The organism is Pseudoclavibacter soli DSM 23366, from assembly GCF_000423505.1.
Lineage (GTDB): Bacteria > Actinomycetota > Actinomycetes > Actinomycetales > Microbacteriaceae > Pseudoclavibacter_A > Pseudoclavibacter_A soli.
Genome location: NZ_AUIC01000005.1, coordinates 171,595 through 193,958, shown reverse-complemented (window position 1 = coordinate 193,958; position 22,364 = coordinate 171,595). Strand labels below are relative to the sequence as shown.

The 22,364-nt window shown below is 64.8% G+C and carries 23 protein-coding genes; 13 read left to right on the top strand and 10 right to left on the bottom strand.

Features of this window, described 5'->3' with window-relative positions; all coding sequences use genetic code 11:
- Positions 1-8 precede the first annotated feature (8 nt).
- The 7 genes from G557_RS0106060 to G557_RS12085 all read left to right on the top strand — a co-directional run bounded on the left by G557_RS0106060 (position 9) and on the right by G557_RS12085 (position 9,072).
- On the top strand, positions 9-611 hold the full coding sequence (locus G557_RS0106060) for a biotin transporter BioY (protein WP_028245333.1): 603 nt from the start codon (positions 9-11) through the stop codon (positions 609-611).
- The gene (locus tag G557_RS0106055; RefSeq protein WP_028245332.1) at positions 608-1,312 is read left to right on the top strand and encodes an energy-coupling factor ABC transporter ATP-binding protein; all 705 of its coding nucleotides are present in this window, start codon (positions 608-610) and stop codon (positions 1,310-1,312) included. The genes G557_RS0106060 and G557_RS0106055 overlap by 4 nt, the downstream gene beginning before the upstream one ends.
- A complete protein-coding gene (locus G557_RS0106050; RefSeq protein WP_028245331.1) occupies positions 1,309-1,905 on the top strand; it encodes a CbiQ family ECF transporter T component in 597 nt (198 codons plus the stop codon). Before G557_RS0106055 ends, G557_RS0106050 begins: the two co-directional genes overlap by 4 nt.
- A 32-nt stretch (positions 1,906-1,937) precedes the next feature.
- Positions 1,938-3,512 (top strand): dolichyl-phosphate-mannose--protein mannosyltransferase, encoded by a 1,575-nt coding sequence (locus tag G557_RS12090; RefSeq protein WP_051224747.1) that lies wholly within the window; start codon positions 1,938-1,940, stop codon positions 3,510-3,512.
- Positions 3,509-7,372 carry an ATP-dependent RNA helicase HrpA gene (gene hrpA / locus G557_RS0106040; RefSeq protein WP_036961515.1) on the top strand — a complete coding sequence of 1,288 codons (3,864 nt, stop codon included), beginning with the start codon at positions 3,509-3,511 and terminating at the stop codon, positions 7,370-7,372. The genes G557_RS12090 and hrpA overlap by 4 nt, the downstream gene beginning before the upstream one ends.
- 224 nt (positions 7,373-7,596) lie before the next feature.
- Positions 7,597-8,439, top strand: coding sequence for a DUF3097 family protein (locus tag G557_RS0106035; RefSeq protein WP_028245329.1), 843 nt, complete (start codon positions 7,597-7,599; stop codon positions 8,437-8,439).
- A 135-nt stretch (positions 8,440-8,574) separates the two neighbouring features.
- The gene (locus tag G557_RS12085; RefSeq protein WP_036961512.1) at positions 8,575-9,072 is read left to right on the top strand and encodes a hypothetical protein; all 498 of its coding nucleotides are present in this window, start codon (positions 8,575-8,577) and stop codon (positions 9,070-9,072) included.
- A gap of 220 nt (positions 9,073-9,292) precedes the next feature.
- Here the strand turns inward: G557_RS12085 and G557_RS14435 are convergent, their stop codons facing one another.
- Complete coding sequence (locus G557_RS14435; protein ID WP_036961510.1) at positions 9,293-10,003, bottom strand: dihydrofolate reductase; 711 nt, start codon at positions 10,001-10,003, stop codon at positions 9,293-9,295.
- Between the two features lie 8 nt (positions 10,004-10,011).
- Positions 10,012-10,821, bottom strand: a complete 810-nt coding sequence (locus G557_RS0106020) for a thymidylate synthase (protein WP_028245328.1) — start codon at positions 10,819-10,821, stop codon at positions 10,012-10,014.
- A 111-nt stretch (positions 10,822-10,932) separates the two neighbouring features.
- Here G557_RS0106020 and G557_RS12075 point away from each other — a divergent pair, with 111 nt between their 5' ends.
- Positions 10,933-12,111 (top strand): CapA family protein, encoded by a 1,179-nt coding sequence (locus G557_RS12075; RefSeq protein ID WP_156877091.1) that lies wholly within the window; start codon positions 10,933-10,935, stop codon positions 12,109-12,111.
- Between the two features lie 2 nt (positions 12,112-12,113).
- Here G557_RS12075 and G557_RS0106010 read toward each other — a convergent pair whose 3' ends face one another.
- The 3 genes from G557_RS0106010 to bioB form a co-directional block, all read right to left on the bottom strand.
- Positions 12,114-12,770 carry a TetR/AcrR family transcriptional regulator gene (locus G557_RS0106010; protein ID WP_028245327.1) on the bottom strand — a complete coding sequence of 219 codons (657 nt, stop codon included), beginning with the start codon at positions 12,768-12,770 and terminating at the stop codon, positions 12,114-12,116.
- 159 nt (positions 12,771-12,929) lie between these two features.
- The gene (locus G557_RS0106005; RefSeq protein ID WP_028245326.1) at positions 12,930-13,391 is read right to left on the bottom strand and encodes a recombinase family protein; all 462 of its coding nucleotides are present in this window, start codon (positions 13,389-13,391) and stop codon (positions 12,930-12,932) included.
- Positions 13,392-13,473: 82 nt separating this feature from the next.
- The gene (bioB, locus tag G557_RS12070) at positions 13,474-14,610 is read right to left on the bottom strand and encodes a biotin synthase BioB (protein ID WP_084627041.1); all 1,137 of its coding nucleotides are present in this window, start codon (positions 14,608-14,610) and stop codon (positions 13,474-13,476) included.
- 223 nt (positions 14,611-14,833) lie between these two features.
- Here bioB and G557_RS0105995 point away from each other — a divergent pair, with 223 nt between their 5' ends.
- Both G557_RS0105995 and G557_RS0105990 read left to right on the top strand, forming a co-directional pair.
- Complete coding sequence (locus tag G557_RS0105995; RefSeq protein ID WP_028245325.1) at positions 14,834-15,133, top strand: type II toxin-antitoxin system TacA family antitoxin; 300 nt, start codon at positions 14,834-14,836, stop codon at positions 15,131-15,133.
- Positions 15,130-15,636, top strand: coding sequence for a GNAT family N-acetyltransferase (locus G557_RS0105990; RefSeq protein ID WP_028245324.1), 507 nt, complete (start codon positions 15,130-15,132; stop codon positions 15,634-15,636). Before G557_RS0105995 ends, G557_RS0105990 begins: the two co-directional genes overlap by 4 nt.
- 67 nt (positions 15,637-15,703) lie before the next feature.
- Here G557_RS0105990 and nrdF read toward each other — a convergent pair whose 3' ends face one another.
- The 4 genes from nrdF to nrdH form a co-directional block, all read right to left on the bottom strand.
- Positions 15,704-16,684, bottom strand: coding sequence for a class 1b ribonucleoside-diphosphate reductase subunit beta (nrdF, locus tag G557_RS0105985; protein WP_028245323.1), 981 nt, complete (start codon positions 16,682-16,684; stop codon positions 15,704-15,706).
- A gap of 71 nt (positions 16,685-16,755) precedes the next feature.
- Positions 16,756-18,918 carry a class 1b ribonucleoside-diphosphate reductase subunit alpha gene (gene nrdE, locus G557_RS0105980; RefSeq protein WP_036961507.1) on the bottom strand — a complete coding sequence of 721 codons (2,163 nt, stop codon included), beginning with the start codon at positions 18,916-18,918 and terminating at the stop codon, positions 16,756-16,758.
- Positions 18,873-19,304, bottom strand: a complete 432-nt coding sequence (nrdI, locus tag G557_RS0105975; protein WP_028245321.1) for a class Ib ribonucleoside-diphosphate reductase assembly flavoprotein NrdI — start codon at positions 19,302-19,304, stop codon at positions 18,873-18,875. Before nrdI ends, nrdE begins: the two co-directional genes overlap by 46 nt.
- Positions 19,305-19,312: 8 nt before the next feature.
- Positions 19,313-19,564: a glutaredoxin-like protein NrdH gene (gene nrdH, locus G557_RS0105970; protein WP_028245320.1), complete on the bottom strand. Its 252-nt coding sequence runs from the start codon at positions 19,562-19,564 to the stop codon at positions 19,313-19,315.
- Positions 19,565-19,952: 388 nt separating this feature from the next.
- Here nrdH and G557_RS0105965 point away from each other — a divergent pair, with 388 nt between their 5' ends.
- Positions 19,953-20,948: an endonuclease/exonuclease/phosphatase family protein gene (locus tag G557_RS0105965; protein WP_028245319.1), complete on the top strand. Its 996-nt coding sequence runs from the start codon at positions 19,953-19,955 to the stop codon at positions 20,946-20,948.
- Here the strand turns inward: G557_RS0105965 and G557_RS13345 are convergent.
- Positions 20,935-21,519, bottom strand: coding sequence for a DUF3054 domain-containing protein (locus G557_RS13345; protein ID WP_051224742.1), 585 nt, complete (start codon positions 21,517-21,519; stop codon positions 20,935-20,937). The genes G557_RS0105965 and G557_RS13345 overlap by 14 nt on opposite strands.
- Positions 21,520-21,608: 89 nt before the next feature.
- Here G557_RS13345 and G557_RS13925 point away from each other — a divergent pair, with 89 nt between their 5' ends.
- Both G557_RS13925 and G557_RS0105950 read left to right on the top strand, forming a co-directional pair.
- Entirely contained in the window at positions 21,609-21,896 is a 288-nt protein-coding gene (locus G557_RS13925) for a helix-turn-helix domain-containing protein (RefSeq protein WP_211220530.1), read from the top strand.
- 109 nt (positions 21,897-22,005) lie between these two features.
- Positions 22,006-22,341, top strand: a complete 336-nt coding sequence (locus G557_RS0105950) for a DUF6907 domain-containing protein (RefSeq protein ID WP_028245318.1) — start codon at positions 22,006-22,008, stop codon at positions 22,339-22,341.
- The last annotated feature ends 23 nt before the right edge of the window (positions 22,342-22,364 follow it).

The window sequence follows — 22,364 nt, the reverse complement described above, 5'->3', positions numbered from 1 at the left end:
AGTCATCCATGGCCACCCGCCAGCCCTTCGACAACCGCGACATCGCACGCGTGGCCGTGTTCGCCGCACTCATCGCCGTGTTCGGTCAGGCGTCGTTCAACGTCACCGGCATCGGCGTGCCCATCACCCTCCAAACCCTCGCGGTCATGCTCGCCGGCACCGTGCTCGGCCCCACCCGCGGTCTCGCCGCAGTACTCGTGATGCTGCTGCTCGGCCTGGCCGGCCTGCCGCTGTTCGCCGGCGGCTCGGGCGGCCCGGGCGTGTTCGTCGGCCCCACTGCGGGCTACATTTACGGCTGGATCCCCGGCGTCGTTCTCACCGGGCTCATTGCCCACAGCGGTGGCCGTTTAGCGTGGTGGCGAGTGGCCCTCGGCGCACTGGTCGGCGGCCTGGTGGTGATCCATCTGGCCGGTATCTTCGGGCTGCAGATCTTCGCCGGCCTCACCTTCCAGGCTGCGTTCGCGATTGACGTGGCCTTCGTGCCGGGCGATCTGGTCAAAGTCGTGCTCGCCACACTCGTGACGGTTGCCCTGTTCCGCGCATACCCGAACGCATTTCCGCGCAGCCTGCAGCGCGCAGCTGCACCGGCCCGCTCGGCCACAGCCAAATGACCCAGGCGATCAGCCTTGAGGCGGTGGGCCTCGAGCTCGGCGGCAGACACATCGTGCATGATCTGACCGTCACGCTCGAGGCCCACCGCATCGCCGTGATCGGAGCCAACGGCTCGGGTAAATCAACTCTGCTGCGGCTGCTCGACGGGCTGGTGCCGCCGACCACCGGCACCATCAGCGTGCACGGCATCGATCCGGCGTACGAGGCGCGACGACTGCACCGTCATGTCGGGTTCATCTTCACCAACCCCGACGCGCAGATCGTGATGCCCACCGCCCGCGAAGATCTCGCCTTCTCGTTGCGCGGCGTGCGCGACGAGAACGGGCGGCGCCTCGACCGCGCGGTGATCGCCGAACGCGTCGACACCTGGCTGGCCGCACATGGCCTGGCCGATCACGCCGACAGCTCGGCCCACACCTTGTCGGGCGGCCAGAAACAACTGCTGGCCATTGGCGCGGTGCTGATCCGCGAACCCGGCTTGGTGCTCGCCGACGAGCCCACGACCATGCTCGACCTGCCCAACGCGCGCCTGGTGGGCGACCTGCTCATCGACGAACTCACCCAGCCGGTCGTGATCGCCACCCATGACCTCGAGCTGGCGGCCCGGTGCGACGTGGCGGTGCGCTTCGCCCACGGCACCATCTCCCGAGTCGGCGACCCGGCCGAACTCATCGCCGAATACCGCGCCGAGTTCGCATGATCACGCTGTACCGCCCCGGCGACAGTTTGGTGCATCGCACCCCCGCCGGCGTCAAACTGCTGGCTCTCATGTTTGCCGCCCTTGCCGTTGCTCTCGCCCCGCGCACGCTCTGGGTGCCGGCCACGCTCGCGGCGCTTGCCGCAGTGCTCTACCTCGTGGCCCGACTCGGCTTGGGTGAGTTCGCTCGCCAATGGTGGGCGGCCAAATGGCTGCTGCTCGCCATCGGTGTCGCCCTGCTGATCTTCGACGGCTGGCAGCCCGCCGCCTTCGCCGTGCTGCGGGTGGGTGCTGTGCTGGTGCTCGCCGCACTGATCACGCTGACCACCACTACCACTGCCATGCTCGACGCGCTCTCTCGCGGGCTCGCTCCGCTGCGACTCATACGCATCAACCCCGACCGGGTGGCCCTGACCATGTCGCTCGCACTCGCCGCGATCCCAGTCATCGCAGCATTCGCCCGCACCATCGATGAAGCGCAGGCTGCACGTGGTACGCGCCGCAGCATCCGTGCGTATGCCGTGCCGCTGCTGGTCATGACGCTCAAACACGCCGACGAACTGGCCGATGCTATGACGGCCCGAGGCGTCGAATGACCGACGTCTGTGGTGTTCCGTAGACTGGGCGCATGCCCTCCTCCGCTCCCGTCATCGCCCGCCATGCGAGCGTTCGCGGGCAGCGGCGGCCCACCCAGTGGTACGACCTGCGCATCACCGGCCCCATCGGGGTCACCTTGCTGGCGGCACTGCTGCGCTTCACCAACCTCGGCTGGCCCAACGTGCTGGTGTTCGACGAGACCTACTACGTCAAAGACGCCTGGAGCCTCGGCGCACGCGGCAACGAGGCCAAGTGGCCCGAGACCCCCAACCCTGCCTTCGAGTCGGGCGATGTCAACTCGTTTCTGAACGGCACGGGGTCGTTCGTGGTGCATCCGCCATTGGGCAAATGGCTGATCTGGCTGGGCATGCGCGCCGATCCCACTCAGCCCTGGAGCTGGCGGCTATCTACGGCCATCGCCGGCACCCTGACGGTGCTGCTGCTGGCGATCATCGCCACCTATGTGTGCCGCAGTGCCGTGCTCGGCACCCTCGCCGGAGGCTTCCTCGCCATCGACGGGCTGGCCATCGTGATGAGTCGCACGGGCCTGCTCGACGTGTTCATCGGCTTATTCGTCACCGCCGCGTTCGGCACGCTGCTGCTCGATCGGCGATGGTATCGGCAGCGGCTGGTTGCCACCCGTGCAGCGCTCGTCTGGTGGCGCCCCTGGCTGTTGGCCACCGCCGTGCTGCTCGGCTGCGCCACCAGCGTGAAGTGGTCGGGGCTCTACTTCGCTGCCACCTTCGGCCTCTACACTGTGATCGACGGCCTGCTGGTACGGCGCCGCATCGCCCAACGCGACCTGCCGCGCTCCGAGCCTCGGCTGCACCGCTGGCCCCTGTATTCACTGGCGCAGAGCGCCATCAACGCACTGATCATGCTGCCGACCGTGATCGCCGTCTATCTGCTCTCCTGGACCGGCTGGCTGGTCACTGCCGACGGCTGGGGTCGACAGTGGGGCGCCGAGCACCCCGCCACCGGCTGGCAGGCCTGGCTGCCCGATGCGCTGCGCTCGCTGATCGAATACCACCGGCTCGCCTACAACTTTCACACCAGCCTGGCCGTGCCGCACGCCTGGGCCTCAAACCCGCTGACCTGGCCGTTGATGCTGCGCCCCACGCTGTTCTGGCGCGAGATCACCGAGCCCGGTGTCGACGGCTGCACTTCGGCCACCAGCTGCATCGGCACCGTCTCGTCAGTGGCGAACCCCCTGCTGTGGTGGGGCGGGCACCTCGCACTGCTGTTGCTGCTCTACGTGCTCATTCGCCACCGCGACTGGCGTGCCGGTGCGGTGCTGATGGCCTTCGCCGCCGGCTACCTGCCCTGGCTGTTCTACCTCGGGCGCACGGTGTTCTTCTTCTATGCCGTGGCCTGGCAGCCCTTCGTCATTCTCGCGCTGGTCTACGCCTTCCGGCAGCTGCTGCCTGACGACCGCGATCTGTCGGTGCATGCCGTGATCGCCCGTCGGCGTTCGTCACTCGGCATCGCGGCGTTCACCGTGCTCGCCGTGGCAGTGAGCGCCTTCTTCTACCCGTTGTGGGTCGGCCAGTCCGTGCCCTACGGCTTCTGGGTGCTGCACTCCTGGATCCCGGGGCTGTGGACATGACCGAACCCACTCTCATCTACCCGGTGCAGCTGCCGGTCAACGCTCTGCACGACCAGATCATCGCCGCGATCGACACGAACCAAGTCGTCATCATCGCCGGCGAGACCGGCTCGGGTAAAACCACTCAGATTCCCAAGATGTGCCTCGAGCTCGGTCGCGGCAGCACGGTCACCACCACTGGTCGCGACGGACGCCCCCGCCAGCGTCGTCGCCTGATCGGCCACACCCAGCCGCGTCGACTCGCCGCTCGCACCATCGCTGAGCGTCTGGCCCAAGAGACCCAAACCGACCTGGGCACCACCATCGGCTATCAGGTTCGCTTCACCGATCACACCGACGCCTCCACGAGGGTGAAAGTGATGACCGACGGCATCCTGCTCGCCGAGATTCGCCGCGACCGGCGTCTGCTGCGCTACGACACGATCATCATCGACGAGGCACACGAACGCAGCCTCAACATCGACTTTCTGCTCGGCTATCTCAAACGGCTGCTGCCCAAGCGCTCCGATCTGAAGCTCATCATCACGTCGGCCACCATCGACGTCGAGCGCTTCTCAACGCACTTCGACGATGCCCCGGTCATCGAGGTCTCGGGCCGCACTTTTCCCGTCGAGGTGCGCTATCGCCCGCCCGAGCAAGACGAGGACACCACTGAAGCCATCGGCCGTGCAGTCGACGAGCTCATGCTCGAGCCCGAGGGCGACATCCTGGTGTTTCTGCCGACCGAGGCCGATATTCGCGAGGCGACCAAGGCGCTGGATGGCCGACACCGCTTCGTCGAGACCCTGCCGTTGTTCGGGCGGCTATCGGCGGCCGATCAGCATCGAGTCTTCGAAACGAGTCGCACCCCGGGCATTCGCCGCCGCATCGTGCTGGCCACCAACGTGGCCGAGACCTCGCTGACCGTGCCGGGCATTCGCTATGTGATCGACACCGGCACTGCCCGCATCTCGCGATACTCAACCAGGTCACGTGTGCAGCGACTGCCCATCGAAGCGATTTCGCAGGCCAGCGCCAACCAGCGCGCCGGTCGCTGCGGCCGTGTCGCCGACGGCATCTGCATTCGCCTCTATGCCGAAGACGACTATATGTCGCGACCGGAATACACCGACCCGGAGATTCTGCGCACCAACCTGGCCAGCGTCATTCTGCAGATGACCATGCTGCGCGTCGGCGCGATCAGCGACTTCCCCTTCATTCAGCCGCCCGATTCGCGTGCTATCGCCAGCGGCATCGACACCCTCACCGAGCTGCGCGCCATCGAGTCGCCCGGGCACAGCCGCGACGGCGGGCTACACCTGACGAAGATCGGGCGCCGACTGGCCGAAATGCCGATCGACCCCAGGCTCGGCCGCATGATTCTTGCCGGAATTGACGAGGGCGTGGCACGCGAGGTCATGGTCATCGTGGCAGCGCTGACCGTGCAAGACCCGCGCGAGCGCCCCCGCGATCGGCAGCAGGCCGCCGACGAGGCGCACCGGCGCTTCGCCGACCCCACCAGCGACTTCTTGGGGCTGCTGAAGCTGTGGCAGTACCTTGAGCAGCAGCGCCGAGAGCTCTCCAGCAGTGCGTTTCGGCGCATGTGCCGACGCGAGTTTCTCAATTACGTGCGGGTGCGAGAATGGGCCGATCTGGTGCGCCAGCTCGAGCGCATGCTGCACGATCGCGACGATGCGAGAGGTCACCAGGCGACCAGCGACCAAGCGAACGATGTGACGCTGGCGGCCGACGGCATCCATCGAGCCCTGATGAGCGGGCTGCTCTCACAGCTCGGTGTGCGTGACGACACAAAACGCGAGCCGGCCGGGCGATCGAGCCGCGGCGGCACCTCGCGGGCCAGCGGCTACCTCGGTTCACGCGGCACCCGGTTCTGGGTGTTTCCCGGCTCGGGGCTGTTCAAGCGGCCGCCGGCCGAGATCATGACCGCAGAGCTAGTCGAGACCGAACGGCTGTGGGCCCGAGTCAACGCCAAGGTCGACCTCGCCTGGGCCGAGCAGATCGCCGGCGACCTGGCCAAGCACAACTTCAGCGAGCCACGCTGGTCGGCCCGACGCGAACAGGTGGTGGCCACCGAGCGAGTCACGCTCTACGGCGTGCCGATCGTCGACGGGCGCATCGCGAACTTCGCCAAGGTCGATGCCGAGGTGGCTCGTGAGATCTTCATCCGGGCCGCACTGGTCGAGGGCGACTGGCACACCCGTCACGCGTTCTTCGCTGAGAATCAGCGCCTGCTCGCGCACGTCGAAGAGCTCGAGAACCGCTCCCGTCGGCGTGACATCGCCGTTGACGACGAGACGCTGTATGCCTTCTATGACCGGCGCATCCCGCCCGAGGTCAACAACGGGCGCGACTTCGACCGGTGGTGGCGTCGCGAGCGCCGGGAGCATCCTGGCTTGCTCACCCTGAGCCTCGATGATGTCACCGCAGACGCAGCTGGCCACGTCGACGCCCGCGACTACCCGAGCACTTGGGTGCAGGGCGACCTGACCCTGGCCGTCGGCTACCGTTTCGATCCGGGCTCTGACACCGACGGGGTCAACATCGACGTGCCGGTGGCGCTGCTCGCGCAGCTTCGCGACGAAGGGTTCGACTGGCTGGTGCCCGGCATGCGCGAAGATCTCGCCATCGCGCTGATCAAGTCACTGCCCAAGGCGCATCGCCGCAATGTGGTGCCAGCCGCCGACTGGGCGCGACGTGCGCTGGCAGCCCTGCCCGAGCATCCTGACGGCCGACGCTTTGCCGTGGCGCTCGGAGCCGCGTTGCGTGCGCTGAGCGGCATACCGATTCCCGAAGACGCCTGGGACGAGACGCGCGTGCCCTCACACCTGCGACCCACGTTCCGCGTGCTCGACGAGCGCGGGCGCCCGCTCAGCGAATCGACCGACCTGGCCGCGCTGCAGCACGAATACCACGACCATGCGCAGCAGGCAGTCGCCAGCCACACCGCCGAAGCCGAGCGCAGCGGGTTCACCACCTGGAGCGCCGACGCACGGGGCATCGGGGTGCTGCCCATCGAGACCGAGCAGCATTTCGGCGCCAACGTGGTGCGCGCGTATCCCGGTCTCGTTGACGAGGGCGCCAGCGTCGCGGTGCGGCTGTTCACGAGCACCGACGAGGCCGCTCGCTCGCATTGGGCGGGAGTGCGACGCCTGATCGCACTCACGGTGCCGCTGCCCACCGAGTATGCCCTGAAACATCTGACGGGCCCAGAGAAGCTGGCCTTGACCAACTCGCCCTATCCTTCGGCGCGGGCGGTGGTCGACGATGCCGCGCTTGCGGTGATCGATCGTCACTTGGCCGAGCGGGTGCGTGCTGCCGGCGTGGCCGGGCTGCCCCGCGATGCCGCTGCGTTCGCTGCACTCGCAGACGAGGTGAGCGCCGGCATGATCGACGAGCTGTTCGAGACCACCTCGGCCGTCGCCGCTGTGCTCACCGCTCGCCGCAATGTCGAACACGCGCTCAAGCAGGTGACTTCGATGGCCGTGCTCGGCACGGTGACCGAGGTGCGTGCGCAGGTCGACGAGCTGGTGAACCCTGCGTTCGTCAGCCGAGACGGCGTCGACCGTCTGCCCCATCTGCGCCGCTATCTCGACGGCCTCGCGATGCGGCTGCGCAAACTCGAGCAGACACCCGGCCGCGACAACGCGTGGCGCGCCGAAGCGCAGACCGCACGCCAGCTGTGTGAGGCTGCCGGCGCTCTCGCCCCAGCCCCGTGGTGGTACGCGCTGCTCGACGAGCGCGCAGCCGTGACCGACCACGCCCGATGGATGCTGCAAGAACTGCAGGTCGGGCTGTGGGCGCAAGAGCTCGGCACTGCCGAGACGGCGAGCCTGCAGCGGCTGCGCAAGCTGCTCGCCTGACCTGGCGGGCGCGTTCTCTTGCGTACCGTGCTGCCCAGCGATCACCACACCAACGCCGCCATCGCGCAGCCACACGTACCGTCCTGCCCACCGATCACCACACCAACGCGCACAACACCCCGCCGAAACCCCACATCTGCCGCACCAATCCCACGAACAACACCGCACCAATTCCAACCGTGCAACGATCACTGGGCAGGAGTGCACGCCCTACACTGGGAGGCATGTTCGATGGCCGTTACTCCGACCCACTGGCCGACCGCTCATGGCAGCACACGGTGGGCGCGAGACGGCTGGCCGCACAGCTCGGCGAGGTCTACGAAGACCCAGCATCCGGGTTCGTTGGAGCGCTGGTGCGTTACGACGCAGCGACTCTCTCACTCGAAGACCGCCACGGTGCGGTGCGAATCTTCACCTGGGGGCCCGGCCTGATGTACGAGGGCGAACCCGTCGATCTGCAGCGCCCCACTGCGCGCGCCGCAGCACCGCAGCACCACATCGGCGTCTCAGGCATGCGGGTCGATCCAAACCAGCGCGCACGCGTCGCGCGCGCCAGCAGGCTGTTCGTCGAGGGCAAGCACGATGCCGAGCTGGTGGCAAAGGTGTGGGGCGACGATCTCAAGGCCACGGGCGTCGTGGTCGAGCAGTTGCTCGGCGTCGACCACTTGGCCGAGGTGGTGGCCGACTTCGCACCGGGGCCGACACGCCGCATGGGCGTGCTCGTCGACCACCTCGTCGAGGGGTCGAAAGAGTCACGACTCGTCGACGCCCTGCCCCAGGCGCTGACGCGTGATGCGGTGCTCGTCGTCGGGCATCCATTCGTCGACATCTGGCAGGCGGTCAAGCCCGAACGCGTGGGGCTCGCTAAGTGGCCGACCATTCCGCGCAACGTCGAGTGGAAGCTCGGCATCTGCGCGGCGCTCGGCTGGCCGCACGAGACCGCGGCCGACACCGGTCGTGCCTGGCAGCGCATTTTGGCGCAGGTGCGCACCTATCGCGACCTCGAACCCGCGCTGACCGGCCGGGTCGAGCAGTTGATCGACTTCGTCACTGAGATACCCGAATAGCCCGGCGCACGTGCGCACGATCTCAACCCTGTGCGCACAGTTTCACGGCAAAGCACGCCTCGCTGTCGATATCCTGCACGCGAAGGTGAAATCGCGCACCACCGCACGCCCCTGCCCCCTTGATACCCTTGCCCTATGAGCAGCTCAGGCGACAGCACCCAGGTTTTCGCCGTGCGACCCCCTGCCTGGACGCGCTGGATCACCCTCGCACCGCTCCTGTTTCTCACCGCCACCGTGATCACCACCAGCCTCGAGATGAACAACCCGGTGGTGGCCTTTGCGATGGGTGCGACCATCATCGTCTCGCTCGTGCTGCTGGCGATCTGGTGGCTGCATTGGGCGGTCATCCGCATCACCGTCACCCCAGATGAGGTGCGCTTCTCAGCGCCATTTCACCGCTCCGTGCTCGAACGGCGCGACATCGTCGAGTCGGTCGTACTCGGCACCGACGACTTCGCCGTTTCGGGCCTCGACTGGGTGACCACTGGCAAGCCGAAAGCCGCCGGCGGCATCAAGCTCACCCTCGGCGGCCCCGCGGCAATTCGCGTGCGCACCTATGACGGGCGCATGTACACCGTGGTTTTTCCCAGCCAGCAGGATGCCTGGCTCGCCGCATCAGCCATCGGCGCGTAGGCCTCAAGCCGGCTCGAGCCCTCAAGAGTTGCCGCCGCGGTGGCTGTCGCTCGCATTCCTGTGCACGGCCCCACAGAGCATTTGGGCGTCGTTTACGCAGTCAAAGCCTGCGAATGCGTGCACAAACGACGCACAAGCATCGCGGCAGCACGTGCCAATCTGCCAGCACTGGGTGTACTGCACAAACCACACTCGGTCACCGCCGCGGCACCGACTTGACTCAGGCGCGCACGAGCCGCTCGAATCGGTAGCGCACGCCGGAGCGTGAAAACTCCCAATCGGTGCCAGCCTCGGGCACGGGCTGCCAGCGTTCGTCGAGCTCGGGCGCAAACGTGTCGGCGACAACCCCTCGCTCGGTGACGTCAAGGTCGAGCAGCGTGCGCTCAATCACGCTGACCACTCCGGCGTCGAGCGCCTCAGCAAACAGCTGCGCACCGCCGATGACCCACGCATCGGCTTCGCCAGCGCCGGCCCCAGCCCCAGCACCCGCACCGTCGACCCGTGCATAAGTACCACCTGCAACGCCCCCGCGCGCCGCATCGAGCACTCCCTGCCGATGCGCCTCGCGCAGCGGTTCAACAGCCATCTGCAGCCCCTCGCGCAGACCGTGCGCCACACGCAGCCGACCCTCAGCGAGCGCGGCGGCCATCGCGGCATCGGGCTCAGCACCCCCGCCCGCAGCCGAGGCTGGGGCTGGGCTGGGCCATCCTGCTTGCCTAGTGACCACGATGTTGGTACGCCCCGGCAGCGGCCGAAACCGCGGATTCAGCGAATCCCACGTGCGGCGCCCCATCACCACAGGCGCACCCATAGTGACCGCTTTGAAGTGCGCGAGATCTTCGGGCACATGCCACGGCATGCCGCCAGCTGCCCCAATCACCCCGCGCCGGTCTTGAGCCCAGACCAAGCCGACCAGTGCACGCCGTGCCATCGTGGGCCTCAGACCGCCACGGGCGCCTTGATGCCCGGATGGTGCTGGTAATCGACAACCTCGAAGTCGTCGTAGTTGTAGTCGAAGATACTCTCGGGCTTTCGCAGGATGCGCAGGGTCGGATACGGGTACGGCTCGCGTTCCAGCTGGCGCGCGACCTGTTCCACGTGGTTGTCATAGATATGGCAGTCACCGCCTGTCCACACGAAATCACCGACCTCGAGGCCGACCTGCTGAGCGATCATGTGCGTCAGCAGCGCGTAGCTGGCAATGTTGAAGGGCACACCCAAGAACATGTCGGCTGACCGCTGGTAGAGCTGCGTCGACAATTTGCCGTCGGCGACATAGAACTGGAAGAAGGCGTGACACGGTGCCAGCGCCATCTGCGGAATCTCGGCGACGTTCCAGGCCGAAACGATGATGCGCCGCGAATCGGGATCGGTGCGCAGCTGGTCGATGACCTGCGCGATCTGGTCGATGTGCCCGCCGTCGGGGGTGGGCCACGAACGCCACTGCACGCCATAGACCGGCCCGAGGTCGCCCTGTTCGTCGGCCCATTCGTCCCAGATGGTCACCCCGTGCTCACGCAGCCACGACACGTTGGAATCTCCGCGCAGAAACCACAGCAGCTCGTAGGCAATCGATTTGAAGTGCACGCGCTTCGTTGTGATGAGGGGAAAGCCTTTCGAGAGGTCGAAGCGGATCTGCCGCCCAAACAGCGAGCGCGTGCCCGTGCCAGTGCGGTCGCCTTTGGGCGTGCCGTGCTCGAACACGTCGCGCAGCAGGTCTTCATAAGGCGTGGGGATGGCGTCAGTCACGCGCCCAGTCTATCCACCATACGCGGATGGATCGAACACCTCATGTCGAGCCCCACAGGCACCCGTGCATCACTGGGAACCGCGACCCACTAACATAGCTGTGTGCGATATGTGACTTTACTCAGAGGCCGTGGCCTGCTGCGCGGCACCGCCGTGCTGACCCTGACCGCTGCTGTTGCTCTCACCGGATGCACGGGTACCACCGAGAGCGCAGACCCCTCTGAGAGATCGGCGACAGCAGCCGAGGCCTCTGCCTCACCCACACCCGAGACGCACGAGGTCACCGTCAGCGCGATGGGCGACATGCTGCCCCATATGCTGGTCAACAGTGAGGCCCGCACCGACACCGGATACGACTACGGGCACTACTTCTCGGCGATCAAACCCGTCTATCAGAGCTCCGATATCGTGTTCTGCAACCAAGAGGTGCTCTCGAGCGCAACCAGCGCATCCCAAATCACCACTTACCCGCAGTTTCGTGCGCCGGTGCAGTTTGCCGAGAGCCTGAGTCGCGACGTCGGCTGCAATGCGATCAACCTGGCGAACAACCACATGGCCGACTACGAGCAGAGCGACATCGACCTGACTCGCAACACCTGGGATGGGCTCGACCCACTGCTCATCTCTGGGGCGAATCGTAGCCAGGCCGAGCAAGACGCCGTGAGCTATGCCGAGGTCAACGGCATCACCGTGGCGCAGCTGTCGTACACCGTCGACAGCAACCAGCTGCACACCACCTATGGGCTCAATCGCACCGAGGGCGACCTCATCGATCGCCAGTTGGCCGAGGCTCGCGCCAACGCCGATGCAGTGATGGTCTCGATGCATTGGGGCACCGAAGACTCGACTGGCATCAACGAGACTCAGCGACAGCTCACCGAGAAGCTCGTTGCCGCCGGGGTCGACGTGGTGATCGGCACCGGCCCACACGTACTCGAGCCCGTGCAGTGGTTCGACCGCCCAGATGGCGGGCGCACGTTGGTCTGGAACTCGATCGGCAACATGCTCTCCACCCAGGTGCCGGCGAACAATCGAGTCGGTGGCGTTGCCCAGTGGAGCTTCGTTCAGACCGGCGACGACGCGGTCGAGGTGCAAGATGCCAGCTTCACCCCCACGTTCATGGACTTCGTGAGTGTCGGCACGTCGCTGACCACTCGCCATGACCTGAACGTCCTGCCGCTGGCCGATGCCGATGCCGCGGTGCGCCGCGAGTTCAGCGGACGCAGCGCTGACGAGCGCTATCAGTTTGTGACCGACACCTTAGGCGATGCGGTGACGGTAGTGCGCTGAACCTACCCGCGTCGGCCGCGGCGGGGGATGCGCGGTGCCGGCCGATTGGTCAGGGCGTAGCGCTCAAGCACGCGCAGGAAGTCGGCCTGTAGCTGGCGCCAGATCCAAACGCTCACCTGCTGCGCGGGAATCTCTGGCGCCTCAGTGAGCCACACTGAGATGGTGCCGATGAGCGCCCCGGCGAGGTATGCTGCGTCGGCGTCGAAGCCGATCGGCTTGGCCACTCGACGGTCGGCATACTGCAGCAGCGACTGCTCGATGATCCCCCGAAAGCGATCGCGCAGGCGGTGTGTGACCGCTGCAGACCCCTTGGGACCGAGCGCCCAGGCATAGGCCTCTTTGTACTCACCAATGTGGTTGAGATACTGCAGCAGAGTCTTGGGCAGGCCGGTCTCGGCGTCGTGAGAGGCCCCCGGCGAAATCATGTTCATCTGGTTGGCGTCAACGGCAAGCTCTTCGAAGGCGTCGGCCAGCAGCTCGTTGAGGTCGCTGTAGTGCACGTAGAACGAGCTGCGATTGACGCCAGCCTCACGCACCACGTCAGAGATGGAGATGCCCTCGATCGGCCCCGAGGCGATCAGATTGATGATCGCGGTGCGCAGAGCCTGTCGAGTGCGCTGCGCCCTCGGGTCGAGCACTCGGTCGTTGCGGGCTGGCATGTTTTCAGTCTACTCATGCACCTTGTACCGAACTGCCCAGCGATCGACTGCAAAACCCGCATGGCCCAACCACAGCCCCCGGCAGCAAGCGGCCGACGCCCGACACACCCGAGCGTCAGTGCGCGGCGCGCAGTGATCGCTGGGCAGTTCGGTACGCGGTCAGCGCTGCGCTCGCTCCCATGCGGCACGGTCGACGAGGCGGGCCTTGGGCGGCGTCACGGCTCCGCGGTGCGCGGCCTGCGCGATCAGCGCCCGCGCCTGCACCAGGCGCCCGGCATCGATGGCGCGATTCAGCTGGCTCACGTGAGTCAGGAAGGTCTCGTCTGCGGCCGTGTCGATGCCGTCTTCGGCGCAGACCAACCCCACCTCGGCGTCAGCGATCGCTTGCAGAGCGTCAAGCAGGGCAACCGCGCCAAACCCCAGCACGCTCAAACTGGCGATCACCAAGGTGTCGCCGGCCGCCGCCTGATCAAGCACCTCACGCAGCCGGTAGTGCCAGTCTTCGCTGGTGCGCGGTGCGATGCTGGCACGCTGGTCGATGCCCGCGCCCTCGATCGCAGCTTGCTGCTCAGCCGCACTCAGCAGCTCCGGGTGTTCGACGGTGAGTCCGATTCTGGCCATCAGGTGCCTCACTCCTCGCTCAAAAATGGTGGATGTCGTGGTCGCCAGCCAGTCTATCGCGCCGTTCCAGCGCCCCCACTGGTCACCTGGCGACGCGTTCGATCTGGAAGCCGAGCTGCTCGATCATGCGATAGTCGGCCGAGCTCTCCTGTCCCTTGCTGGTCAGATAGTCGCCCAAGAAGATCGAGTTGGCCGCGTAGAGCGCCATCGGTTGCAGCAGGTCGAGGTTGAGTTCGCGCCCACCGGCCAGCCGCACCTCGACGTCGGGCAGCAGATAGCGAAACATGCATACGATCTTCAAGCAGCGCAGCGCGGTCAGTTCATGGCGCTCAGCCATCGGTGTGCCCTCCTGCGGAATGAGGAAGTTGACCGGCACCGACTCAGCACCCAAACGACGCAGATCGAGCGCGGCATCCACTAGGTCGTCATCGCTCTCACCCATGCCGCAGATCAGCCCCGAGCACGGCGAGATGCCAGCCTGCTTCACCAACTCGAGGGTGCGCACCCGGTCGCGATACGTATGCGTGGTCACGATGCGATCGTGAAACTTCGCGCCGGTGTTGACGTTGTGGTTGAACCGGTCGACGCCGGCATCGGCGAGGCACGCTGCTTTTTCATCATCGATCAGACCGAGGCACGCGCAGATCTTCATCTCGGGCAGCTCGTCTTTGATGCGGCGCACGGCGTCACCCACCTTGTCGACATCACGGCGCGACGCCCGACGGCCGCTCATCACGATGCAGTATGTACCCGCCTGCTGCTCGTGCGCGTGGTGCGCACCGGCGACGATGGTGTCTTCGTCGACGAGGCGATACTCGGGCACCGGCGAAGCTGCGTAGATCGACTGTGAGCAGTAGGCGCAGTCTTCGGCGCAGCGGCCGCTCTGCGCGCTGATGAGCACATTGAGCTTCATCTGGTTGCCGAAGTAGTGGCGGCGAATGCGGTATGCGCCGGCGAGCAGATCAAGGATGTCATCATCATGCGCCCGCAGAATACGCAGTGCGTCGTCGCGCTCAGCAGGCTGCCCGGCAAGGATGCGCCGAGCCAGCCCACCCCAATCGGAATTGCACGGCGTGACCGACTCAGGCTCAGCGGGTCGAGGTTCGCCGCTCGGCCCAGCCGCGCGGCTGGTGGTGCGCGGCACGCCGCCATGAGTCGGGCCGAGTGCTGCCTCAGTCGGCTGCGAGGTGAGCGGGTGGAACGCAGTGGTGTCTGCCATGGAATTTCCCCTCCTGAACAGTGTTCACTAGAACACTGTTCAGGATAAGCTCGCCGAGGCGACGCCGCAAATCAGCGACCAGCGAGAGGTGTCAGCAAGCCAACATCGCACACCCTCTCCCAGGTAAACCACAGAAGCCCTCTCTCCAGCGTAGGGAGTACTGCACGCGCCTTGACACAGTAAGCCAACGTACGTACATTGTGAGTACACAAAGGAGAGCGTCATGATAGACATCGGCACTGCGACACACCCGGCGAAGAACCAACGCTTCAACCTTCGCGCAACCGATCGCCAAGAGGCGGTGCTCCGTCGTGCTGCGGAGGCCACCGACCGCACACTCACCGATTTTGTGCTGAACAGTGCGGTCGAGCAGGCGCATCGTGTGCTCGCTGATCGTCGATGGTTTAGCGCTACAGACGAGCAGTTCGCTGAGTTTGTCCGCCTGCTCGACGAGCCGTTGCCATCGACTACCAAGTTCGACCGGTTGTTCTCTCGCCGCTCGCGCTTCTCTGAGTCGGAATGAGCGAGCTCACCGCACCAAGGAAGCTCACGAAGGCTGACATCCGGGAAGGGTTCGAGAGCGGTGCAGCCGATCTTGACCAGTGGTTCGTCAAGTACGCTTGGGAAAACCAAGCTGCCAACAACGCGACCACCTATGTCATTACCAACGACGTGCGCGTTGTCGCCTACTATTCGATCGCTATGGCGGCAATCGAAAAGGAAACGGCACCGGCCGATATACTCAAGGGTTCACGCCCGGCGAGCATCCCGTGCATTCTGCTCGCGCGGCTTGCCGTCGACCGGCAGTGGGCAGGGCAGGGGCTCGGCTGGGAACTTCTGCGTGATGCACTGCTCAGATCGGTGGGTCTCAGCAAGAGCATCGGTGCCGCGGCTGTACTCATTCACTGCCGCGACGAAAACGCCCGAGCCTTCTACCTCGCGAACGGTGACTTCATCTCGTCGCCCGTGGACGATCTGCACCTCATTGCCCCGATGAAAGCACTCCGGTCATACGTTGACGGGTAATGCCCACCAGCTCGTGATCGCGAACGACGGAGAGTTTCAGGCTGTCCGATGAGATGCGCTGCGCGACCTAGAAATCCCAGTCTTCGTCTTCGGTGTTGACGGCATTGCCGATCACGTACGACGACCCCGAGCCCGAGAAGAAGTCGTGGTTCTCGTCGGCGTTGGGCGACAGCGCCGACAGGATGGCCGGGTTCACATTGGTCACCGACGACGGGAACATGGGCTCGTAGCCGAGGTTCATCAGCGCCTTGTTGGCGTTGTAATGCAAGAAGCGCTTGACGTCTTCGGTCAGCCCTGCCTCGTCGTAGAGATCTTGGGTGTACTCCACCTCGTTGTCGTACAGGTCGTATAGCAGCGCGAAGGTGTACTCCTTGAGCTCGTCGCGACCGGCCTGATCGAGCTTCTCGAGCCCGCGCTGGTACTTGTAGCCGATGTAATAGCCGTGCACAGCCTCGTCACGAATGATCAGGCGGATCAGATCGGCCGTGTTGGTCAGCTTCGCGTGGCTCGACCAGTACATGGGCAGGTAGAAGCCCGAGTAGAACAGGAACGACTCAAGCAGCGTCGAGGCGACCTTGCGCTTGAGCGGCTCGTCGCCGCGGTAGTACTCCAGCACGATCGCGGCCTTGCGCTGCAGGTTCTGGTTCTCCTCTGACCAGCGAAACGCGTCATCGATGTCTTTGGTGTTCGACAACGTCGAGAAGATCGACGAGTACGACTTGGCGTGCACGCTCTCCATGAATGCGATGTTGGTGTACACCGCCTCCTCGTGCGGAGTGACCGCATCGGGAATGAGCGACACCGCGCCGACCGTGCCCTGGATCGTGTCAAGCAGCGTCAGCCCGGTGAACACGCGCATGGTGAGCGTCTTCTCGGCATCACTCAGCGTGGCCCACGACTGGATGTCATTCGACAGCGGCACCTTCTCGGGCAGCCAGAAGTTGCCGGTCAACCGCTGCCACACCTCGAGATCTTTGTCATCTTCGATGCGGTTCCAGTTGATCGCGTCGACCCTGTCGACGAGTTTCAGCTTCGGTGCTGCATTCATGGTCGGTGTGCCTCTTTCTCGAACTGTCTGAACGTTTCGGCGCGCAGCGCCAGCCTGAACCCGAAGACGGGTCACAGCATGCAGCTGACGCAGCCCTCAACCTCGGTGCCCTCGAGCGCCATCTGCCGCAGGCGAATGTAGTAGAGCGTCTTAATGCCCTTGCGCCAGGCGTAGATCTGCGCCTTGTTGAGGTCACGAGTCGTGGCCGTATCTTTGAAGAACAGTGTCAGCGACAGCCCCTGGTCAACGTGCTGCGTGGCCGCGGCGTAGGTGTCGACGATCTTCTCGTAGCCGATCTCATAGGCATCCTGGTAGTACTCCAGGTTGTCGTTGGTGAGGTACGGCGCCGGGTAGTAGACGCGCCCGATCTTGCCCTCTTTGCGGATCTCGATCTTCGAGGCGATCGGGTGAATCGACGATGTGGAGTTGTTGATGTAGCTGATCGACCCGGTCGGCGGCACCGCCTGCAGATTCTGATTGTAGATGCCGTGCTCGGCGACGCTCGCTTTCAGCGCGAGCCAGTCATCCTGCGTGGGGATGCTGACACCGGCATCTGCGAACAGCCGCGCGACCCGCTCGGTGGCCGGCTTCCACTCCCGCTCGGTGTACTTGTCGAAGAACGCGCCGGTGGCGTATTTCGAGCGCTCGAACCCGTCGAATGCCTCGCCGCGGTCGATGGCGATGCGGTTGGATGCCCGCAGCGCATGGTAGAGCACCGTGTAGAAGTAGATGTTCGTGAAGTCGATGCCCTCGTCACTACCGTAGAAAATGCGCTCACGCGCCAGGTAGCCGTGCAGGTTCATCTGCCCGAGACCGATGGCATGACTGCGGTCGTTGCCTGCCTCAATCGACGGCACCGAGTGAATGTGGCTGTGATCGCTGACCGAGGTGAGTCCGCGAATGGCAGTCTCGATAGTCAGTGCGAAGTCGGGTGAGTCCATCGTCTTGGCAATGTTCAGCGACCCCAGGTTGCACGAGATGTCTTTGCCGATCTGCTCATAGCCCAAGTCATCGCGATATTCGCTGGGCTCATTGACCTGCAGAATCTCAGAGCACAGGTTCGACATGTTGATGCGCCCTTCGATCGGGTTGGCACGGTTGGCGGTGTCTTCGAAGAGCACGTAGGGGTAGCCCGATTCGAACTGGATCTCGGCCAGGGTCTGGAAGAACTCGCGCGCGTTGATCTTCGACTTGCGAATGCGCTCGTCGTCGACCCACTCGCGGTAGTGCTCCGTGACCGACAAATCGGCGAAGGCCTTGCCTGTGATGCGCTCGACGTCGTAGGGGCTGAACAGGTACATGTCTTCGTTCTTCTTGGCCAGCTCGAAGGTGATGTCGGGGATCACCACGCCCAGCGAGAGGGTCTTGATGCGGATCTTCTCGTCGGCGTTCTCGCGCTTGGTGTCGAGAAAGCGATAGATGTCAGGATGGTGGGCGTTCAGATACACCGCACCGGCGCCTTGGCGCGCACCCAGCTGGTTGGCATAGCTGAACGAGTCTTCGAGCAGCTTCATGATCGGAATCACGCCCGACGACTGGTTCTCGATGTGCTTGATCGGTGCACCCGACTCGCGGATGTTCGACAGCAGGAAGGCCACGCCACCACCGCGCTTCGACAGCTGCAGGGCCGAGTTAATCGAGCGGCCGATCGACTCCATGTTGTCTTCGATGCGCAGCAGGAAGCATGAGACCAGCTCACCACGCTGCTTCTTGCCGGCGTTGAGGAACGTCGGTGTGGCTGGCTGAAAGCGGCCGGCGATGATCTCGTCGACCAGATGGGTCGCCAGCTCCTGATCGCCGGCGGCAAGGTAGAGGCTGACCACGACCACGCGGTCTTCGAAGCGCTCAAGGTAGCGCTTGCCGTCGAAGGTCTTCAGTGTGTAGCTGGTGTAGTACTTGAACGCACCCAAGAAGGTCGGGAAGCGGAACTTCACCGCGTAGGCGCGCTTGAACAGGTCTTTGACGAACTGCCACGGGTAGAGCTCGAGGAACTCTTTCTCGTAGTACTCGTGCTCGGTCAGATACTCGATCTTCTCTTCGAGGTCGTGAAAGAAGACGGTGTTCTGGTTGACGTGCTGCAAGAAGAACTCGCGAGCAGCCTCATGGTCTTTCTCAAACTGGATGCGCCCGTTCTCGTCGTAGAGATTGAGCATCGCGTTGAGCGCGTGGTAGTCGAGCTGCTGGCCCTCTACGCCACCCGCCCCGGGGTGTGCTGCCTCGGTGAAAGCTGCCAAAATCGTTCCAATCCTTCGCGGATGACCTGCAGGTCATCATCTGTACCCATGAGTTCGAACCGGTAGAGCACCGGTACGTGGCATTTCGCGGCGATGATGTCACCCGCCAGCCCGTACCCGGTGCCGAAGTTCGTGTTGCCGCCGGCGATGACGCCCCGCAGCAGATCACGATTGGCCTTCACGTTGAGAAACTTGATGACCTGCTTCGGCACGGCGCCCTTCGTATCGCCGCCGCCATAGGTGGGAACGACCAGCACGAAGGGCTCGGTGGCCATCACCTGGGGGTCAGACGGGCGCAGCGGAAGTCGCTGTGCCGGCAGCCCCAGGCGATCGATGAACCGGCGCGTGTTCTCTGACACGCTCGAGAAGTAGATCAACCGGCTCATGATGTGGCTCAGACCAGGCTGGCCACCGCGGTCTCAGCCGCGGCCAGCGCATCGATCTTGTCGGGGCGGAACCCCGACCAGTGCCCGGCGTCGGTCACCACGACCGGCGCCTGCTGGTAGCCCAGACCCTTGACATGGTCGAGCGCCGCGGCGTCTTCGGTGATGTCGACCACGGTGTAGTCGATGCCGCGCTTGTCGAGCGCGCGGTAGGTGGCGTTGCACTGCACGCATGCGGGCTTGCTGTAGACCGTAACTGCCATGTCTGATTCTCCACTTTCATGTGCCATACGAGATGGGATGCGCTGGCTGATTGTGAGACTCACAACGCCAGTTCGGACTTCTTTCGCTCACCGCGGTGAACGTGTACTCGATACTACATCTAGTGGTCGCCAGATTTCCCGACACAAGATGGTGTGTTACAGCGATGTAATTACTCAAGTGTGAAAGTTCGTTGAGATTCCGCGGTTTGTCCCCTGATTGCCCCGCCGGAAATTGCTCTCGCAAAGGCCCGCACCACTCGCATCCCCGGCGTGTCGCAGCCAAGCCGGCCAGCCCGCGCCGGGCATCCATACTCTGCGGTTAGCATGAAAGGGCGACGCACCCCGACGCGCGCGTCAGATGGCCAGACCGCACCGAGAGGAGGCTCGCATGTTCCGCCGACTGCTCACCGCCCTCTGGCTGCTGCTGAGCCTCGCGCTCATCGCCACCCTGGTTTGGGGCCCAGCCATGCTCGGCCAGCGCATCGGGTTCGCTCAGCTGCTCGCCTTTCCCGTGCCGGCGGTCGCGCTGCTGGCCTTATTCGGTGCCGCACTGCTGATCACTTCGGTGCTCTCTGGGCGAGCGGTCGTTTCGACCATCGTGTGTGTGGGGCTGGTGTGTGCCGCGGCAGTGCCTGCACATCAGGCAGTGCAGCCGTCAGCCAGCGCCTGGTCTAGCGATCAGGTCGGCACGCAGACCACCGGTACCCTGCGCATCCTCAGTTGGAATATCGGCGCCCGCGCCGAATCGCTGCCCGCAGTGGCCGATCTCGCCGCCGAGGTGTCACCACAGGTGATCGCCCTGCCTGAGACCAATGTCAGCGAAGCTCGCGAGCTCAGCACACTTCTGGCCGAGCGCGGCCTCGACTTCACCGTGGTCGGCTCGTCGCGCAACAACGACAGCGCCTGGCCGACCACCGTGCTGGTTGCCACACAGCTGGGCGCTTTCCATCTGGTCAACGACACCACACAGCAGGTGCGCGGCGGCATCGTGGCGGTGCCCGAAGACAGCTCACTGCCGACCATCGTGGTCGCACATACCCAACAGCCCGGCTTCAGCGAGTCACAAGCTGATGTCTGGCGGTCGCATCTGAACTGGTTGGGCCAATGGTGCTCAAAGGGCGACACGGTGGTTGTGGGAGATTTCAACGCCACGTCGGCCAACATCGGCGACAGCCTCGGCGACTGCGCCGAGCAGACCAGCGTGGCGCACGGGGCGCTGAACGCGGGCACGTGGCCGACGATTCTGCCCGCATGGATGGGCGCGGCCATCGATCGCGTCTACACCTCGTCGTCACGCACGATAGACGGATTCTGGGCGATCAGTGGCACCAGCGCCACTGACTCGGATCACCGCCCGATTGTGGTCGACGTCAGATCTTCGTAGCGGGCTCGGCGTCGCTCTCATCGACATCAGCATCATCAGCGTCGAGGTCTGCCACAACGGGAGCCGTTGAGACGGTCACCACGCGACGAGCAGCAGACCGCCGCACAACGGCGCGAACGATCGCGCGCCATCCGAACAAGAAAATCGCCAACACGCTGCTGGTGATGACAACGAAGCCGAATGCCACGCCATGCAGGGTGAGTGCGCGCAGCACGAAGCCGCCGACGAGCGTGAAAGCCCAGATCACTGAGGCGGTGTGCGACAGATTGAGCGGGTCGCGCCAAGCGCGCACCAGCCCCCAACCAATGACTGCGCCGACCAAGAACGGCCAGGCCACCTCGAGAATGTGCCAGAAACTCGGGTCGGTGCCGTGCGCACGCCCACCAATGAAGGCGAACAGCAGAATGGCGAGCGCGTCGGCGAGTGCAGCCACGGTCACCCAGAGCCCGCCGGTGCCGGCAGCGGCCAGCCGTTGTGCGCGCTCGGGGCCAGTCTCGACTCGGGTCGGCGATTCTGCCGCCGCGGTGGCCGGGGTCACGTCGTTCTGCTGATCAGTCGTCGAAGTACTCACGAGATCAGACTATGCCAATTCTGCCGCAACGCGATTTTCCCCTTGTGTACATGGGCATGTACACAAGGGGAACGGTTCATTCTGATTCGGTGCCGAATCCCTCTGAACTCTCCGTGGCCGCGCGCGAGCGCTGGCAGCGGTACATGTCAGCGTTCGGCATCAACCTGCAGCGGGCCCGGCATCAACTGGGCTACAGCCAGGAGTATGTGGCAGCGCAGACCGGCATCAGCCCCTATACCTATATGCGATATGAGCAGGGCCTCGGGCAGAACAACGAACCAGCGAACCCCAAGCTGACGAATCTGTTGGCGCTCTCGTCTGCGCTGCAGACTCCACTGCACGAGCTGCTGCCGAGCGACCCGCCCGACCTGCGCTGAGCATCCACCAGTTCTACACAGGCGCGAGATTCCCGAATTTTCTCCACAGCCTCGGATTCTCCGTCTCCAAGCGGGCCATTTCGTCAGTGCCTCGCGATGGAATGCCAGCATGAACACCACGCCCCCACCCCAGACCTGCCCCGAATGGTGCCTGTTGCGCCATGAGCATGCCGTAGCCGCGACACTGCCAGACTGCCGGCATCTGCTGCACCTGAGCCCCATGACACTGGTGCCCGTCGTCGTGCGCGAGACCACGCCGCACGACGGCCAAGTGCTCTCTCACGCACGCGCCCGGGAGTGCGCTGTTGGGCTGCTGCAGGTCGACGGCGAGACCTACCTCAGCTGTGACACCGACGACGCTCACGAGCTCACGCTCACCATCGAGAGCGCCCAGCGGCTGATCACGGCCATTCGCCCCTACCTGCGAGTGGCACGCGCCACCTGATTCAGCGCACACGCGCACCTTTA